Below are 14,848 nucleotides of genomic sequence, written 5' to 3' on the forward strand. Positions count from 1 at the left end.
GCGACCCGCGCAAGGCATGCGCGGCATGCTGCTGCGTGCACGGGGTTGCCTGTATCCTCGCCTGCGATGACGGCCGCCACCCACCCGCCCCCGACCGCAGACACCGATCCGGCCGACCCGACGGTGCTGCGTCTGGCGGGAGGCTGGACGCTGGACCACGCGCGCCTGATCGGAAGCGTGCTGCGCGAGGCTCCCGATTCGGTGGACGCGATCGATGCTTCGGCCGTCGACCGGCTCGATTCGGTGGGCGTGCTGCAGCTGCTGCGCTTCGCCGAGCGCCGCCAGCTGGACTACGGCCGTTTCCGCTTTCGCGACGACCATCGCACCCTGGTGGCGGCGATCGAGGACGTGCACGACGACCGCCCCAAGCGCAAGCGCGAATACGGCTTCGCCGCGGCCCTCGCACGCCTGGGGTACGCGGTCCAGGACAACACCCGGGAAGTGGTGGCACTGGTCAGCTTCCTCGGCGAGACCCTGGTCAAGCTCGGCCGCTGCGTGCTCGAGCCGCGCCGGTTCCGGCTGACCTCGACCGTGCACCACATGGAACAGGTCGGCCTGGACGCGGTGCCGCTGGTCGCCCTGCTCTCGTTCCTGGTCGGCGCGGTGATCGCGTTCCTGGGCGCGCAGATCCTGGCCGACTTCGGCGCCACGATCTTCGTGGTCGAACTGGTCTCGGTGGCGTTCCTGCGCGAGTTCGGCGTGCTGCTGACCGCGATCCTGCTCGCCGGGCGCACCGCCAGCGCCTTCACCGCCCAGATCGGCGCGATGGTCAGCCGCGAGGAGGTCGACGCCATCCGCACCCTGGGGCTGGACCCGATCGACCTGCTGGTGATCCCGCGCGTGGTCGCGCTGCTGGTGATGCTGCCGCTGCTGACCTTCATCGCCGTGGTCGCGGGCCTGCTCGGCGGCCTGTCGGTGGGCGCGTTCAGCCTCGACATCCCGCCGCCGGCCTACCTGGCGCGCATGCAGGAGCAGATGGAACTGCGCCACTTCCTGATCGGAATGTCGAAAGCGCCGCTGTTCGCCCTGGTGATCGGCCTGATCGGGTGTCTGGAGGGCCTGCAGGTGCAGGGCACCGCGCAGTCGGTCGGCGAGCGCACCACCTCGAGCGTGGTGCAGACCATCTCGCTGGTGATCGTGTTCGACGCGATGGCGGCGATCTGGTTCATGTACATGGACTGGTAGGAGACGATCGGGTGGCGAACCGGTGAACGGTGAATCAAAGGAGCAGGCGCGTGCAGGCCTCCCCGTGACGGAGGGAGATGGCGCCGTGTCCGATCGCGGATCGCCGGCGACGGATCGCAGCGGCACCGCGGCGTCCCCCATCATCCGCGTGCGCGGACTGGTCAACCGCTTCGGCGCGCAGACCGTGCACGAGGACCTCGACCTGGACGTGCGCCGGGGCGAGATCATCGGCGTGGTCGGCGGCTCGGGGTCGGGCAAGTCGGTGCTGATGCGGTCCCTGATCGGCCTGCGCCGGCCCGACGACGGCGAGATTGAGGTGCTCGGCGTCGATCCGCGCTCGGACGATCCCGCCGACCGCCTGCACCTGGAGCGCAGCACCGGGGTACTGTTCCAGGACGGCGCGCTGTTCTCCTCGCTGACGGTCGGCGAGAACGTGCAGGTGCCGCTGAAGGAGCACCATCCCGACTTGCCCGAATCGCTGCGCTATGAACTGGCGCTGCTCAAGGTGCGCCTGGCGGGGCTGCCGGCCGACGCGCTGGACAAGCTGCCCTCGCAGCTGTCGGGCGGCATGCGCAAGCGCGCCGCGCTGGCCCGCGCGCTGGCGCTCGACCCGCCGCTGCTGTTCCTCGACGAACCCACCGCGGGCCTGGATCCGATCGGCGCGGCCGCATTCGACCGCCTGATCCGCACCCTGCAGGAAGCGCTGGGCCTGACCGTGTTCCTGATCACCCACGACCTCGACACGCTGTACGCGATCTGCGACCGTGTCGCCGTGCTGGCCGACCGCAAGGTGGTCGCCGCGGCGCCGCTGGACGAGATCGAACGGCTCGACCACCCCTGGATCCGCGACTATTTCCACGGCCCGCGCGGACGCGCCGCGCACGCGGCCGCGGCCACCGCTGAGGACACCTGACGCATGGAAACCAAGGCCAACTACGTGCTGATCGGCGCGTTCACCATCGCGGTGACGCTGTTCCTGCTGCTGTTCGCGCTGTGGGCGGCGAAGTATTCCTCCGAGCGGGACTGGCAGGAGTACCGCGTGGTGTTCCGCGAGCCGGTGACCGGCCTGACCGAAGGCAGCAGCGTGCAGTACAACGGCATCGCGGTGGGCACGGTGGACGACCTGATGCTGGCCCCCGACGACCCGCGCCAGGTGATCGCCCTGCTGCGGCTGCAGGCCAATGCGCCGGTGAAGGTGGACACGCGCGCGAAGCTGTCGATGACCAGCCTCACCGGACCGCCGATCATCCAGCTCACCGGCGGCAGCCCCGGCGCGCCGACGCTGGAGCCCGGCCCCGATGGACGCCCGCCGGTGATCGAGACCTCCGCCTCGGCGCTGCAGAACATCGCCGACACCGCCAACCGGCTGGTCGAGCGGCTCGACCAGGTGATGAGCGAGGAGAACGTCGCGCGCATCACCGCCACGCTCGACAACATCGAGACCATGACCGGCGCGATCGCCGAGCAGCGCGAGGACATGCGCCAGATCCTGGTCAACGCGCGCACCGCGAGCGAACAGCTGACCGTGACCATGTCCTCGGCCAACCGCACGCTCGACACCGTCGACCGCGAGCTGGTGCAGAACCTGCCGCGCCTGATCGAGAAGATCGACGGCACCCTGGTCAAGCTCGATTCGGCCGCGCGCGGCGCGGACACGATCCTCAACGAGAACCGCGCCGCGATCAACAGCTTCGCCAACGACGGCCTGTCGCAGCTCGGCCCGACCCTGGGCGAACTGCGCAGCCTGATCCGCGACCTGCGCCGGATCAGCGACCGCCTCGACGCCAACCCGACCCGCTACCTGCTGGGACGCGACGCCCCCAAGGAGTTCGAACCGTGAGCCGATCCGTCGTGACCCCCTCCGGCACCCGCGCCGCCGCGCGCCGGCTGGCGCCGCTGCTGTTGGTCGCGCTCGCCGGCTGCTCGATCCTGGGCGGCGGCGAGCGGGAACGCGCGACGATCTATGCGCCGGATCCGCGGGTGGAGATCGATCCGGCCGCGCCCGCGGCGGACTGGCAGCTGTCGCTCAGCCCGCCCTCGGGCGCGCGCGCGATCGACAGTTTCCGCATCGCGGTGCGTCCCGCGCCCGACGAACTGCAGGTGTACAGCGGTGCGTCCTGGGCCAAGACCCCCACCGACATGCTCCAGGACGCGCTGCTGCGCGCGCTGGAGGATTCCGGCAAGCTGCCGTCGGTCGCGCGCCAGGGCGCGGGCATCGCCGCCGACTACAAGCTGGCGATCGACCTGCGCCGCTTCGAGGCCGACTACGCCGGCAACGCCGTACCCGCGGCCACGATCGAGATCAATGCCAAGCTGATCCACACCGTCGACCAGGGCATCGTCGGCGCGCGCACTTTCCGGGCCGCCGTTCCGGCATCGGGCACCGACGTGGCGCTGGTGGTGGACGCCTTCTCGCGCAGCCTGGGCCAGGTCACCGGTGAGCTGGCGCACTGGCTGCTCACGACCGGCGACCAGCACGAGCGGCAGGATCACCCCGCGACCGGACGCTGATCCCGCCGCAACCCGTAGCCCGGATAAGCGAAGCGCATCCGGGGCCAGGATCCGTGCCTGTCCCCCGGCCAAGCCACGCGCACCCCGGGCAGTCCCGTCGCCGGCCCTCGCGCATTCGGGGTCACGGCGTCCCCAGGATCCGGGGCCCGGGCAGGCCCATCCGCCTCAACCCCGCACGATGATCTCGCGGAACGTCAGGTTGATCCGCGGCCCGACGGCCCGCGCCGTCCGCGGCAGCGCATGCCGCCAGTCGCGCTGGGTGTCCCCACGCATCACCAGCAGGCTGCCGTGCGGCAGCTCGAACACCGCCTGGCGTGCGGGCTCGCGCCGGTGCTTGAGCACGAAGCGCCGGGTGGCGCCCAGGCTGAGCGAGGCGATCACCGGCTGCGGGCCCAGTTCGGGTTCGTCGTCGCTGTGCCAGCCCATGCAGTCGCGCCCGTCGCGGTACAGGTTGGCGAGCACGCTGTTGAATGGGGTCCCGGCCGCGTGCGCAAGGCGCTCGCGGACCGCGGCCAGCGCCGCCGGCCAGGGCTCGGGCTCGTGGGTCGTCCCCGAATAGCGGTACCGGGCGGCGGGATCGCCGATCCAGCAGCTCAGGCGCGGCGCATCGATGTCGCGCCCGAACATCCGCACCCGGTGCGAGCGCCAGGGCAGCGAGTGGCGCAGGTCCTCGAACAGGGTGTCCGCCGCCGCGGGCTCGAGCCACCGTTCCGTGAGCTCCACGTCGGGCCACGCGGCGTCCTCGCCGGCCATGGTCCGGGCACCCGCGAGACCGGCAGCGATCGGCGCGCTCAGCGGACCTCCGCGACCTCCACCCCGTCCAGCCCCTGCGACAGGGTGCGCGCGTCGCCGCCCTGGGCGAGCTTGATCTTCAGGCGCACCTCGTTCTGCGAGTCGGCGTAGCGCAGCGCGTCCTCGTAGGAGATCTCGCCGGCCTGGTACAGCTCGAACAGCGCCTGGTCGAAGGTCTTCATGCCGAGGTTGGTGGATTCCTTCATCACCTCTTTGAGCTTGTGGATCTCGCCGTCGCGGATGTAGTCCTGCACCAGCGGCGTGCCGAGCAGGATCTCCATCGCCACCCGGCGGGCCTTGCCGTCGGGCGTGGGGATCAGCTGCTGCGCGACCACGCCCTTGAGGTTGAGCGAGAGGTCCATCAGCAGCTGGTTGCGGCGGTCCTCGGGGAAGAAGTTGATGATGCGGTCCATCGCCTGGTTGGCGTTGTTCGCATGCAGCGTGCACAGCACCAGGTGGCCGGTCTCGGCGAAAGCGATGGCGTGGTCCATGCCTTCGCGGGTGCGCACCTCGCCGATCATGATCACGTCCGGCGCCTGGCGCAGGGTGTTCTTGAGCGCGTTGTCCCAGCTGTCGGTGTCGATGCCGACCTCGCGCTGGGTGATGATGCAGCCCTCGTGCTTGTGCACGAACTCGATCGGGTCCTCGATCGTGATGATGTGCCCGGTCGAGTTCTGGTTGCGGTAGCCGATCATCGCCGCCAGCGAGGTCGACTTGCCGGTGCCGGTGGCGCCGACGAAGATGATGATGCCGCGCTTGGTCATCGCCAGCGTCTTGATGATCGGCGGCAGGTTCAGCTCTTCGACCGTCGGGATCTTGGTCTCGATCCGGCGCAGCACCATGCCCACCTGGTTGCGCTGGTAGAAGCAGCTCACGCGGAAGCGGCCCACGCCCGACACGCCGATGGCGAAGTTGCACTCGTGGGTCTTCTCGAACTCCTCGCGCTGCGGCGGCGACATCACGTTGAGCACCAAGTCGCGCGACTGCTGCGGCGTGAGCGGGTTCTGGGTGATCGGCGAGATCTTGCCGTGCACCTTCATCGACGGCGGCATGCCCGCGGTGATGAACAGGTCCGACGCCTTCTGGTGCGCCATCAGCTTGAGGAACGAGGTGAAATCGATGCTGCTCATTTGAGGCTCCTTCGGAGCCGTGATTCGCGACGGGCCGTCGGCAGTGCGGAGGGGCGGATCGCCCTCGCACCTGACCTGCTCACGTCGAACCCCGGCTTTTGCGAATCACGAATCACGAACCGCCGTCCACGCGCCTGTACGATCATTCGAACAGGCGCTTCTCCTTCGCGTATTCCTTGGCCTGCTGGCGCGTGATCATGCCGCGCTTGACCAGGTCCTGCAGGTGCTGGTCAAGCGTCATCATGCCGTGCTGCTGGCCGGTCTGGATCGCCGAGTACATCTGCGCCACCTTGTCCTCGCGGATCAGGTTGCGGATCGCCGGGATGCCGACCATGATTTCCCAAGCCGCCGTACGCCCACCGCCCACCTTCTTCAGCAGCGCCTGCGAGATCACCGCGCGCAGCGATTCGGACAGCATCGAACGCACCATCGGCTTCTCGCCGGCGGGGAACACGTCGATGATGCGGTCGATGGTCTTGGCCGCCGAGCTGGTGTGCAGCGTGCCGAACACGAGGTGGCCGGTTTCCGCGGCGGTCAGCGCCAGGCGGATGGTCTCCAGGTCGCGCAACTCGCCCACCAGGATGATGTCCGGATCCTCGCGCAGCGCCGAGCGCAGCGCCTCGCTGAAGCCGTGGGTGTCGCGGTGCACCTCGCGCTGGTTGATCAGGCACTTCTGCGAGGTGTGCACGAACTCGATCGGATCCTCGACCGAGAGGATGTGCGCGTACTCGCTCTTGTTGATGTGGTCGAGCATCGCCGCGAGCGTGGTCGACTTGCCCGATCCGGTCGGCCCGGTCACCAGGATCAGGCCCTGCGGCTGCTGGATGAGCTCGCGGAAGATCGGCGGGCAGCCCAGGTCCTCCAGCGTCAGCACCTCGGAGGGAATCGTGCGGAACACGGCGCCGGCGCCGCGGTTCTGGTTGAACGCGTTGACGCGGAAGCGCGCGAGGCCGGGGATCTCGAACGAGAAGTCGGTCTCGAGGAATTCCTCGAAGTCGCGCCGCTGCTTGTCCGACATGATGTCGTAGACCAGCGCGTGCACCTGCTTGTGCTCCAGCGCCGGGATGTTGATCCGCCGCACGTCGCCATCGACCCGGATCATCGGCGGCAGGCCGGCCGAGAGATGGAGGTCGGAGGCCTTGTTCTTGACCGAGAACGCCAACAGTTCGGCGATATCCATGCATGCTCCCCTGGCACTGCAATCTGACGTGATGCGGCCGCGCGCCCCGGACCGCTGGCGGCAAGCCTATCCCCGACCGGCAGTATAGCCCTGTACGCGGATCACAATTCCAGCGGTTCCGCCTGCCTGTTCAAGCGGATATCCGGACTTGCGCGACCACCGTGTGCAGGCATTCGCGCAAGGGATTGAAACGTGGAACGGCACGCGGTCGGGCCATGCCCCGCCTCTTCCCGTCGCGGCGCCCCGCCCCCGTCCGACCCGTCGATGCACTGGGTGGTGGACGGGTGTCCGCCCGGCGGCGCGGGGCGCTGGCCCGCCTGGTTGGCGGGCGCACCCGCCGACGCGTTAGGGTGGCGGCCCGCCTTCGTCCGGACCCGACGCCATGCCCGCAGATCCACCCCGATCGCCCGACGCTGCCCCGATCGCCTTCATCGGCGGCGGCAACATGGCCCGCAGCCTGGTCGGCGGGCTGGTCACGGGCGGCCGCGCGCCGGACACGATCCGCGTCGCTGAGCCCGTCGCCGCCGTCCGCGAATCGCTGGCCGCGGACCTGGGCGTGCGGGTGTTCGCGACCGCGGCCGAGGCGGTCGACGGTGCCGGCACCTGGGTGTTCGCAGTCAAGCCGCAGGTCATGCGCGAGGTCTGCGCCGGGCTGGCGGACGCCGCGCAGGCGACCCGGCCGCTGGTGGTCTCGATCGCCGCCGGGATCACCATCGCCCAGCTCGAACGCTGGCTCGGCGGCGCCGCGGGGGTGGTGCGCGCGATGCCCAACACCCCGGCCCTGCTCGGCGCCGGCGTGACCGGGCTGCACGCGAACGCCCGGGTCGATGCCGACGGGCGTGCTGCCGCGCAGGCCCTGCTCGCGAGCGCCGGGAAGACGGTCTGGATCGACGACGAGGCGCTGATGGACGCGGTCACCGGCACCTCCGGCAGCGGCCCGGCCTACGTGTTCCTGCTGGCCGAAGCGATGGAAGACGCGGCGGTGGCGGAAGGCCTGCCCCCGGAGGCGGCGCGCACGCTTGCGCTGCAGACCATCCTGGGCGCGGCGCGCATGCTCACCGAATCGGGCGAGGCGCCCGCCGAACTGCGCCGGCGCGTCACCTCGCCCAACGGCACCACCCAGGCCGCGATCGAGACCTTCGAGGCCGGCGGCTTCCGCACCCTGGTGGCGCAGGCGATCGCCGCCGCGACCCGGCGCGGCGGCGAGCTGTCGCGGGCCCATGACTGAGCGCCGGCATCGCGGCGGACGGATCGCCTGGACCTGCCTGGCCGCGCTGGCGGTCGCCGCCTGCGGGGGCGAACCCGCGTCGCGCGCCGACCTGTCCGCGCAGGCCGAGGCCGCCCGCCTGCCGGCGGAACTGCAGCACGGCGACCTGCGCATTCACGCCAGCCTCGCGCCCACGGCGGGCCTGAACGACGCGATCGCCGCGCGCTACGGGGTCACGCCGGGGCGGAACGTGCACCTGCTGCTGGTCGGCGTGCGCCGCGGCGCGGCGGCCGACGAGACCTCGGTGCCCGCGCGCGTCCGGGCCCGCGCCCGCGACCTGCGCGGCGTGTGGCAGGACATTGCGCTGCATGAGGTGCGCAGCGACGGCTTCATCGACTATGTCGGCAGCCTGCGCATGGCGCCGCCCGATACGCTCGCATTCGAGATCACCGTGCACGCGGACGGCGCGCCGGGACCGGCGATCCTGCGCTTCAGCCGCGACGTGTTTCCGCCCAGCGGCGGATGATCGCGGCGATCGCCTGCACGCCGTCGGTCACCGCCGCGGGGCCGGGCTGCAGGATCAGCGGCGAACGGATCTCGTGCAGTTCGCGCTCGCGCACCGCCGGGATCGCGTCCCAGCCGGGACGCGCAGCGACCGCGTCGGGACGGAACTTCTTCCCGCACCACGAGCCGAGGATGATGTCGGGCGCGCGCGCGATCACCGGGCCGCCGTCGGCCAGGATGCGCGCCTTCGCCAGCGGTTCGGCGGACAGTTCCGGAAAGATGTCGTCGCCGCCGGCGATGCGCACCAGTTCGGCCACCCAGGCGATGCCGGTGATCAGCGGCTCGTCCCATTCCTCGAAGTACACGCGCGGGCGCGCGGGCAGCGCCGCGGACTCGCGCTCGATCGCCTCCAGCCCGCGCGCGAGTTCGCCCGCCCAGGCGTCGGCGCGCGCGGCCGCGCCGACCAGCGCGCCGAGCCGGCGTATGTAGTCGAGGATGCCGTCGACGCTGCGGTGGTTGGCGATCCACACTTCCACGCCGTGCCGCACCAGGGTGGCGGCGATATCCGCCTGGATGTCGGAGAACCCCACCACGAAGTCCGGGCGCAGGTCGAGGATGCGGTCGATCTTCGCGCTGGTGAACGCGCTGACCTTCGGTTTCTCGCGCCGGGCACGCGCCGGACGCACGGTGAAGCCGCTGATGCCGACGATGCGGTCCTGCTCGCCCAGCCCGTACAGGACTTCGGTCGGCTCCTCGGTGAGGCAGACGATGCGGCGCGGACCGCGGGTCACGGCGCGAGTCGCTTGAGGAAGTACACCACGCGCTCGGTTTCCACGAACCCGCAGCCCAGGTGCGCGGCGTGCGCCGGGATGTTCCTGAGCAGGGCGTCGGATGCAAGTTCGCTGCAGCCCCGCCCGCGCGCCCAGGCTTCGACGCCGGCGACGAGCATCCGCCCCACGCCGCGGCCGCGCCATGCCGGCGCGACATACCAGGCCTCCAGAAACCCGACCGGCGAGGTGGAGGCGCCGTTGACGTAGTCCCGCCGCAGGCGCGCCTCGACCAGGCCGATGGGCGTCGCATCCGGATCGATCGCCAGCAGCACGCAGGTGTCGTCGGCGGGCTCCAGGGCTTCGGCCAGATCGTCCGCGCCATCGACGCCCGCCTCGTCCGGCCACAGCGCCGCGCGCAGCGCTCCCCAAGGCGCCGCATCGCGCCCGGGATCGACGGCGCGGATGCGTACGCCCGGCGTGCTCACGGATACAGCATCCGCTTGCGGCACTGGCCGGTGACATCGAATTCGTACAGCCAGCGCTCGTGCAGGCGGAACTGCGCGCCGTACCAGAACTCGATCCGGTCCGCGCGCACGCGCAGGCCGGTCCAGCGCGGCGGCCGCGGCACCTCGCGCCCCTCGAACTCGCGCTCGAGTTCGGCGACGCGCTGGTCGAAGGCCTCGCGCGATTCCAGCGTCTCCGACTGCCTGGACGCCCAGGCGCCAAGCTGGCTGCCGCGCGGGCGCGAGGCGAAATACGCGTCGGCCTCGTCGTCGGGCACGGTGGCCACTTCGCCCTCGATCCGCACCTGCACCCCGCTGCGCACGCGCGGCCAGTGGAACAGCAGCGCGGCGTGCGGATTGGCCTGCAGCTCGAGCCCCTTGCGCCCGTCCAGGTGGGTGTAGAAGACGAAGCCGCGCGCGTCGTGGTGCTTGAGCAGCACGGTGCGCGCCGATGGCCGCCCCTCGCGCGAGGCGGTGGCCACGGTCATCGCCGTGCGGTCGGGTTCGCCGGCGGCCAGCGCCTCGGCGAACAAGGTGTCGAACGTGGCCAGGGCTTCGGCCTGGAGGTCTGCGCAGTCCATTGGGCTATTGTGGCGCGATGGCTCCTGCCGCGCATCCCGCCCCGGCCGCCGGCTTCCCCGCGCCGTTCGTGTCCGCAGTACTGGACGACGCGCTCGCCGCGCGCGCCCGCGTCTACGGCATCTCCGGCCTGCAGGGCACCGGCAAGTCGACGCTGGCGGCGCAACTGGTGGACGCGGCCGCGACGCGTGGCCTGCGCGCGGCGGCCCTGTCGCTGGACGACTTCTATCTGGATCGGCCCGAACGCGAGCGGCTGGCGCGCGCGGTGCACCCGCTGCTGGGCACGCGCGGTCCGCCGGGCACGCACGATCTGACGCTCGCGCTCGATACGCTCGACGCCCTGCGCGCGGGCAGCGCCACCCGCCTTCCGGCCTTCGACAAGCGCACGGACCGGCGCCTGCCGCGCGAAGCGTGGGCGCCCGCCGAGCGCATGGATTTGGTGGTGTTCGAAGGCTGGTGCCTGGGTGCCACGCCCCAGGACGAGCGCTCGCTCGGGGCGCCACTCAATGCCCTGGAACGCAACGAGGACCGCGACGGACGCTGGCGCCGCTACTGCAACACCGCCCTGGCGCAGGCGTATCCGACGCTGTGGCAGCGCATCGATCGCCTGCTGTTCCTGCAGCCGCCCGGCTTCGAGGTGGTGCCCGGCTGGCGCTGGGAACAGGAATGCGCGCCGGCGGGCGTGCCCCCGACGGCGCCGGGCATGACGCGGCCGACACTCGAACGCTTCGTGCAGCATTTCGAGCGCGTCAGCCGGGAGCTGCTGCGGACCCTGCCTGAGCGCGCTGATGCGATCGTCGCGCTCGATGGTGCGCGGGTGCCGACGGGCGCGCTGATCACGCGCCAGGGCCGGCACCCGCGCAGCCGCGCGCGACCCGAATCCGACGTCACTCGACGACGAACGTGATCCGCATGTTGACGCGCCATTCGGTGATGTTGCCGTCCGGGTCGGTGACCACCTTGGTTTCGTTGAGCCATGCGCCCTGGATGTTCTTGACCGTCTCCGACGCCTTCTTCAGGCCGGTGCGCACGGCCTCCTCGACGCTGGTTTTCGAGGAGGAGTTGAGTTCGATGATCTTGGCCACGGCCATCAGCCTGCTCCGGTTGCGCGACGAAACAGTCGCGGTTGAAACAGACTGCGCGCAGCGCTGTTAACGCAGCGGCCACGCCGCGTTCGCTGCTACGATCCGCGGGATGAATCCCGCCCCCAACCTGGTGCTGGTCGGCCCGATGGGCGCCGGCAAGTCGTCGATCGGCCGGCGCCTGGCCGGACGCTTCGGGCTGGATTTCGTCGACGCCGATCGCGAGATCGAAGCGCGCACCGGCGCGTCCATCCCCACCATCTTCGAGTGCGAAGGCGAGGCCGGATTCCGCGCCCGCGAGGCCGCCACCCTCGCCGACCTGCTGCAGCGCGAGGGCGTGGTGATCGCCACCGGCGGCGGCGCGGTGCTCGATGCCGGCAACCGCGGCCGCATGCGCGAGCGCGGGTTCGTGGTCCACCTGCAGGTGAGCCTGGCGCGGCAGCTCGACCGGCTGGCGCGCGACCGCAGCCGCCCGCTGCTGGCCGGCGACGACCGCGAACAGGTGCTGCGCCGGCTGACGGAGCAGCGCGCCCCGCTGTACGCCGAAGTCGCCGACCTGTGCTTTGACACCGACACGCTGTTCCCGCCGCAGGCGGCGGCCCAGCTCACCCGACTGCTCGAGGCCCAGTGGACGCGTCCGCCACGGGCCGGCCTCCAGGAACGCATCGCATGATCCAGCCCCGCAGCGTCGCCGTCGGCGGCGCCCATCCCTACACCATCAGCATCGGTCCGGGCCTGCTCGACGACACGGCGCTGCTGGCCGGCACCTTGCGCGGCGACGCGTTCGTCATCAGCGACGACCAGGTCGCGCCGCTGTACCTGCAGCGCGTGGTCGAGGCGCTGTCGCGCGCGCGCCCCGGCGGACGCATCGGCCACTGGGTGCTGCCCGCAGGCGAGGCGTCCAAGACCCTGGCGCGGTTCGGCGAGGCGATCGCCGCGATCGCCGAAGCCGGGCTGCGCCGCGACGCCACCGTCTACGCGCTAGGCGGTGGGGTGGTGGGCGACCTCGCCGGATTCGCGGCCGCCGCGTGGATGCGCGGCATCGACTGCGTGCAGCTGCCGACCACGCTGCTGGCGATGGTCGACTCCTCGGTCGGCGGCAAGACCGCGGTCGACCTGCCGCAGGGCAAGAACCTGGTCGGCGCGTTCCACCCGCCGCGCGCGGTGCTGGCCGATACCGGCGCGCTGCGCACGCTGCCGCCACGCGAGCTGCGCGCGGGCCTGGCCGAGGTGGTCAAGTACGGCGCGATCGTCGATGCGCCCTTCCTCGACTGGCTGGAGGCCAATGCCGACGCGCTGCTGGCCGGCGACGACGCAGCACTGGCCGAGGCCATCGCGCGCAGTTGCGCGCACAAGGCGGCGATCGTCGAGCGGGATCCGTACGAACACGGCGACCGCGCCCTGCTCAACTTCGGCCACACCTTCGGCCACGCGATCGAGACCGGACAGGGCTACGGCGGGCTCAACCACGGCGAGGCGGTCGCGGTGGGCATGGTCCAGGCCGCGCGCCTGTCCGAGCGCCTGGGGCTGGCCCCGGCCGCGGACACCGCGCGCCTGCGTGCCCTGCTCCAGCGCTTCGGCCTGCCGGTGTCGCCACCGCCCGGGCTCGATGCCGACGCCCTGCTGGCGCACATGCGCCTGGACAAGAAGGCCCAGTCCGGCGGCCTGCGCTTCATCGTGTGGGACGGTGCCGGGCGTGCGCGCGTGCTGGCCGGCGTGCCCGAAGCGACGGTCCGCGCGGTGCTCGCCGGAGACTGATGCGGCCGGACGGCGGACGGACCGTGGCGCGCGGCCCGCACCGTACAATGCACGCCCCATGCGCCTGCTCCTGCAACAACGCCCCGATGGCCGCGAAGCCCCGCGCTTCGTGCAGCTGACCCTGCAGCCCGACCTGCTCGGCGGCTGGACGCTGCTGCGCGAAAGCGGGCAGACAGGGGGGCGCAGCAGTCTGCGGCGCGAGCAGTTCCTCGACCAGGCCAGCGCGCTGGCCGCGCTCGAACATGCGCGGGACGCGCAGCTCAAGCGCGGCTTCCAGCTGATGTACGCCGAAGGCATGGGCGCGCCGAAGTGAACGTGGCCGCCGTTGCCGCCGGCCCGGGGCGGACGCCCGCCTGGGCCGCGAACGCCACGCTGACGCCCGGCCCGACTCATCCGCGTGCGAATCGCCGCGTGCTCGGCCGATCTTCCCACCCGCTTCGCTTTGCCGGCCCGCAGGCCGGATCCGGATCCCCATGACCGCTCCGCTCCAGAACGACCGCTTCCTCCGCGCCCTGCGCCGCGAACCCGTGGACCGCACGCCCGTGTGGCTGATGCGCCAGGCCGGGCGCTACCTGCCCGAATACCGCGCCACCCGCAAGCAGGCCGGCAGCTTCCTGGCCATGGCCAAGAATCCCGACCTGGCCTGCGAGGTGACGCTGCAGCCGCTGCGCCGCTTCGACCTGGACGCGGCGATCCTGTTCTCCGACATCCTCACCATCCCCGACGCGATGGGCCTGGGCCTGTACTTCGTGGAGGGCGAAGGCCCGAAGTTCGAGCGCACCGTGCGCAGCGCCGAGGATGCCGCGCGGCTGTCGGTGCCCGACATGGAGACCGAGCTGCGCTACGTGATGGATGCGGTGCGCGTCATCCGCCGCGAGCTGGACGGCAAGGTGCCGCTGATCGGGTTCTCCGGCAGCCCGTGGACGCTGGCCTGCTACATGGTCGAAGGCGGCGGCAGCAAGGACTTCGCGCGCATCAAGGCGATGGCGCTCAACGATCCGGACACCCTGCACCGCCTGCTGTCGGTCAACGCCGACGCGGTGGTGGCCTACCTGTCGGCGCAGCGCGACGCCGGCGCGCAGGCGCTGCAGGTGTTCGACACCTGGGGCGGCGTGCTGTCGCCGGCCATGTACCGCGAGTTCTCGCTGCCCTACCTGCAGCGCATCGCCGATGCGCTCGGGCGCGACGCGGCGACGGCCGCGGGCGCCGACGCCGGACGCGTGCCGCTGATCCTGTTCGGCAAGGGCACCGCCGCCTACCTCGAAGCGCTGGCCGCCACCGGGGCCGACGCCATCGGCGTGGACTGGCTGGTCGAACTGGGCGAGGCGGTGCGCCGCACGCAGGGCCGGGTGGCGCTGCAGGGCAACCTCGATCCCGCGACCCTGTACGGCGAGCCCGAGGCGATCGTCCGCGAGGTGCGGCGTGCGCTCGACAGCTACCGCGACGGCAACGGCGGCTCGCGCGAGGGCCACGTGTTCAACCTCGGCCACGGCATGTCCCCCGACATGAACCCCGACCACGTCGCCGTGCTGGTCGACGAGGTGCACGCGTACAGCGCGCGCTAGGCAGCGCCATCTCACGGGGGACGCGGGCCGTGGGTGCCGGGGTTGCGTTCGCTCGCGATCCCTTGGAGCAGTTGCCGTTCCG

General features: G+C 71.6%; 18 protein-coding genes. 11 read left to right on the plus strand and 7 right to left on the minus strand.

What is annotated here, in order from left to right; translation table 11 throughout:
- Window positions 1-66 precede the first annotated feature (66 nt).
- The 4 genes from QFW80_RS07250 to QFW80_RS07265 all read left to right on the plus strand — a co-directional run bounded on the left by QFW80_RS07250 (window position 67) and on the right by QFW80_RS07265 (window position 3,696).
- On the plus strand, window positions 67-1,185 hold the full coding sequence (locus QFW80_RS07250; protein ID WP_280600921.1) for an MlaE family ABC transporter permease: 1,119 nt from the start codon (window positions 67-69) through the stop codon (window positions 1,183-1,185).
- Between the two features lie 85 nt (window positions 1,186-1,270).
- A complete protein-coding gene (locus QFW80_RS07255; protein ID WP_425603517.1) occupies window positions 1,271-2,098 on the plus strand; it encodes an ABC transporter ATP-binding protein in 828 nt (275 codons plus the stop codon).
- Window positions 2,099-2,101: 3 nt separating this feature from the next.
- Window positions 2,102-3,025, plus strand: a complete 924-nt coding sequence (locus tag QFW80_RS07260; protein ID WP_280600922.1) for an MlaD family protein — start codon at window positions 2,102-2,104, stop codon at window positions 3,023-3,025.
- A complete protein-coding gene (locus QFW80_RS07265) occupies window positions 3,022-3,696 on the plus strand; it encodes an ABC-type transport auxiliary lipoprotein family protein (RefSeq protein WP_280600924.1) in 675 nt (224 codons plus the stop codon). Before QFW80_RS07260 ends, QFW80_RS07265 begins: the two co-directional genes overlap by 4 nt.
- A gap of 165 nt (window positions 3,697-3,861) precedes the next feature.
- Here QFW80_RS07265 and QFW80_RS07270 read toward each other — a convergent pair whose 3' ends face one another.
- The 3 genes from QFW80_RS07270 to QFW80_RS07280 form a co-directional block, all read right to left on the minus strand.
- Complete coding sequence (locus QFW80_RS07270) at window positions 3,862-4,449, minus strand: alpha-ketoglutarate-dependent dioxygenase AlkB family protein (RefSeq protein ID WP_280600925.1); 588 nt, start codon at window positions 4,447-4,449, stop codon at window positions 3,862-3,864.
- A 38-nt stretch (window positions 4,450-4,487) separates the two neighbouring features.
- The gene (locus QFW80_RS07275) at window positions 4,488-5,618 is read right to left on the minus strand and encodes a PilT/PilU family type 4a pilus ATPase (RefSeq protein ID WP_280579127.1); all 1,131 of its coding nucleotides are present in this window, start codon (window positions 5,616-5,618) and stop codon (window positions 4,488-4,490) included.
- A 142-nt stretch (window positions 5,619-5,760) separates the two neighbouring features.
- On the minus strand, window positions 5,761-6,798 hold the full coding sequence (locus QFW80_RS07280) for a type IV pilus twitching motility protein PilT (RefSeq protein WP_280600927.1): 1,038 nt from the start codon (window positions 6,796-6,798) through the stop codon (window positions 5,761-5,763).
- A 382-nt stretch (window positions 6,799-7,180) separates the two neighbouring features.
- Between QFW80_RS07280 and proC the strand changes: the two genes are divergently transcribed.
- Window positions 7,181-8,026, plus strand: a complete 846-nt coding sequence (proC, locus tag QFW80_RS07285) for a pyrroline-5-carboxylate reductase (protein ID WP_280600928.1) — start codon at window positions 7,181-7,183, stop codon at window positions 8,024-8,026.
- Complete coding sequence (locus QFW80_RS07290) at window positions 8,019-8,531, plus strand: DUF4426 domain-containing protein (protein WP_280600929.1); 513 nt, start codon at window positions 8,019-8,021, stop codon at window positions 8,529-8,531. Before proC ends, QFW80_RS07290 begins: the two co-directional genes overlap by 8 nt.
- Here QFW80_RS07290 and QFW80_RS07295 read toward each other — a convergent pair.
- Genes QFW80_RS07295 through pdxH form a run of 3 tightly spaced genes read right to left on the minus strand, consistent with a single transcriptional unit; the run spans window position 8,497 to window position 10,363 of the window.
- Entirely contained in the window at window positions 8,497-9,300 is an 804-nt protein-coding gene (locus QFW80_RS07295) for an ABC transporter substrate-binding protein (RefSeq protein WP_280600931.1), read from the minus strand. The two genes, QFW80_RS07290 and QFW80_RS07295, sit on opposite strands and share 35 nt — an antisense overlap.
- A complete protein-coding gene (gene aac(6') / locus QFW80_RS07300) occupies window positions 9,297-9,743 on the minus strand; it encodes an aminoglycoside 6'-N-acetyltransferase (protein ID WP_425603526.1) in 447 nt (148 codons plus the stop codon). The genes QFW80_RS07295 and aac(6') overlap by 4 nt, the downstream gene beginning before the upstream one ends.
- A gap of 17 nt (window positions 9,744-9,760) precedes the next feature.
- Window positions 9,761-10,363, minus strand: a complete 603-nt coding sequence (pdxH, locus tag QFW80_RS07305) for a pyridoxamine 5'-phosphate oxidase (protein WP_280600935.1) — start codon at window positions 10,361-10,363, stop codon at window positions 9,761-9,763.
- Window positions 10,364-10,380: 17 nt separating this feature from the next.
- On the opposite strand from pdxH, the gene QFW80_RS07310 reads away from it, so the two are divergent.
- A complete protein-coding gene (locus tag QFW80_RS07310; protein WP_280600936.1) occupies window positions 10,381-11,268 on the plus strand; it encodes a kinase in 888 nt (295 codons plus the stop codon).
- Here the strand turns inward: QFW80_RS07310 and QFW80_RS07315 are convergent.
- Complete coding sequence (locus tag QFW80_RS07315) at window positions 11,249-11,452, minus strand: dodecin family protein (protein WP_280600937.1); 204 nt, start codon at window positions 11,450-11,452, stop codon at window positions 11,249-11,251. The two genes, QFW80_RS07310 and QFW80_RS07315, sit on opposite strands and share 20 nt — an antisense overlap.
- Before the next feature lie 103 nt (window positions 11,453-11,555).
- On the opposite strand from QFW80_RS07315, the gene QFW80_RS07320 reads away from it, so the two are divergent.
- From QFW80_RS07320 to hemE, 4 genes are all read left to right on the plus strand, one after another.
- Window positions 11,556-12,116, plus strand: coding sequence for a shikimate kinase (locus QFW80_RS07320; protein ID WP_280600938.1), 561 nt, complete (start codon window positions 11,556-11,558; stop codon window positions 12,114-12,116).
- Window positions 12,113-13,201: a 3-dehydroquinate synthase gene (aroB, locus tag QFW80_RS07325; RefSeq protein WP_280600939.1), complete on the plus strand. Its 1,089-nt coding sequence runs from the start codon at window positions 12,113-12,115 to the stop codon at window positions 13,199-13,201. Before QFW80_RS07320 ends, aroB begins: the two co-directional genes overlap by 4 nt.
- 58 nt (window positions 13,202-13,259) lie before the next feature.
- Window positions 13,260-13,514, plus strand: coding sequence for a WGR domain-containing protein (locus tag QFW80_RS07330; RefSeq protein WP_280600940.1), 255 nt, complete (start codon window positions 13,260-13,262; stop codon window positions 13,512-13,514).
- 160 nt (window positions 13,515-13,674) lie between these two features.
- Window positions 13,675-14,766, plus strand: a complete 1,092-nt coding sequence (gene hemE / locus QFW80_RS07335; RefSeq protein ID WP_280600941.1) for a uroporphyrinogen decarboxylase — start codon at window positions 13,675-13,677, stop codon at window positions 14,764-14,766.
- Window positions 14,767-14,848 lie beyond the last annotated feature (82 nt).

Source organism: Luteimonas rhizosphaericola (genome assembly GCF_029888045.1).
GTDB classification, from domain to species: domain Bacteria; phylum Pseudomonadota; class Gammaproteobacteria; order Xanthomonadales; family Xanthomonadaceae; genus Luteimonas; species Luteimonas rhizosphaericola.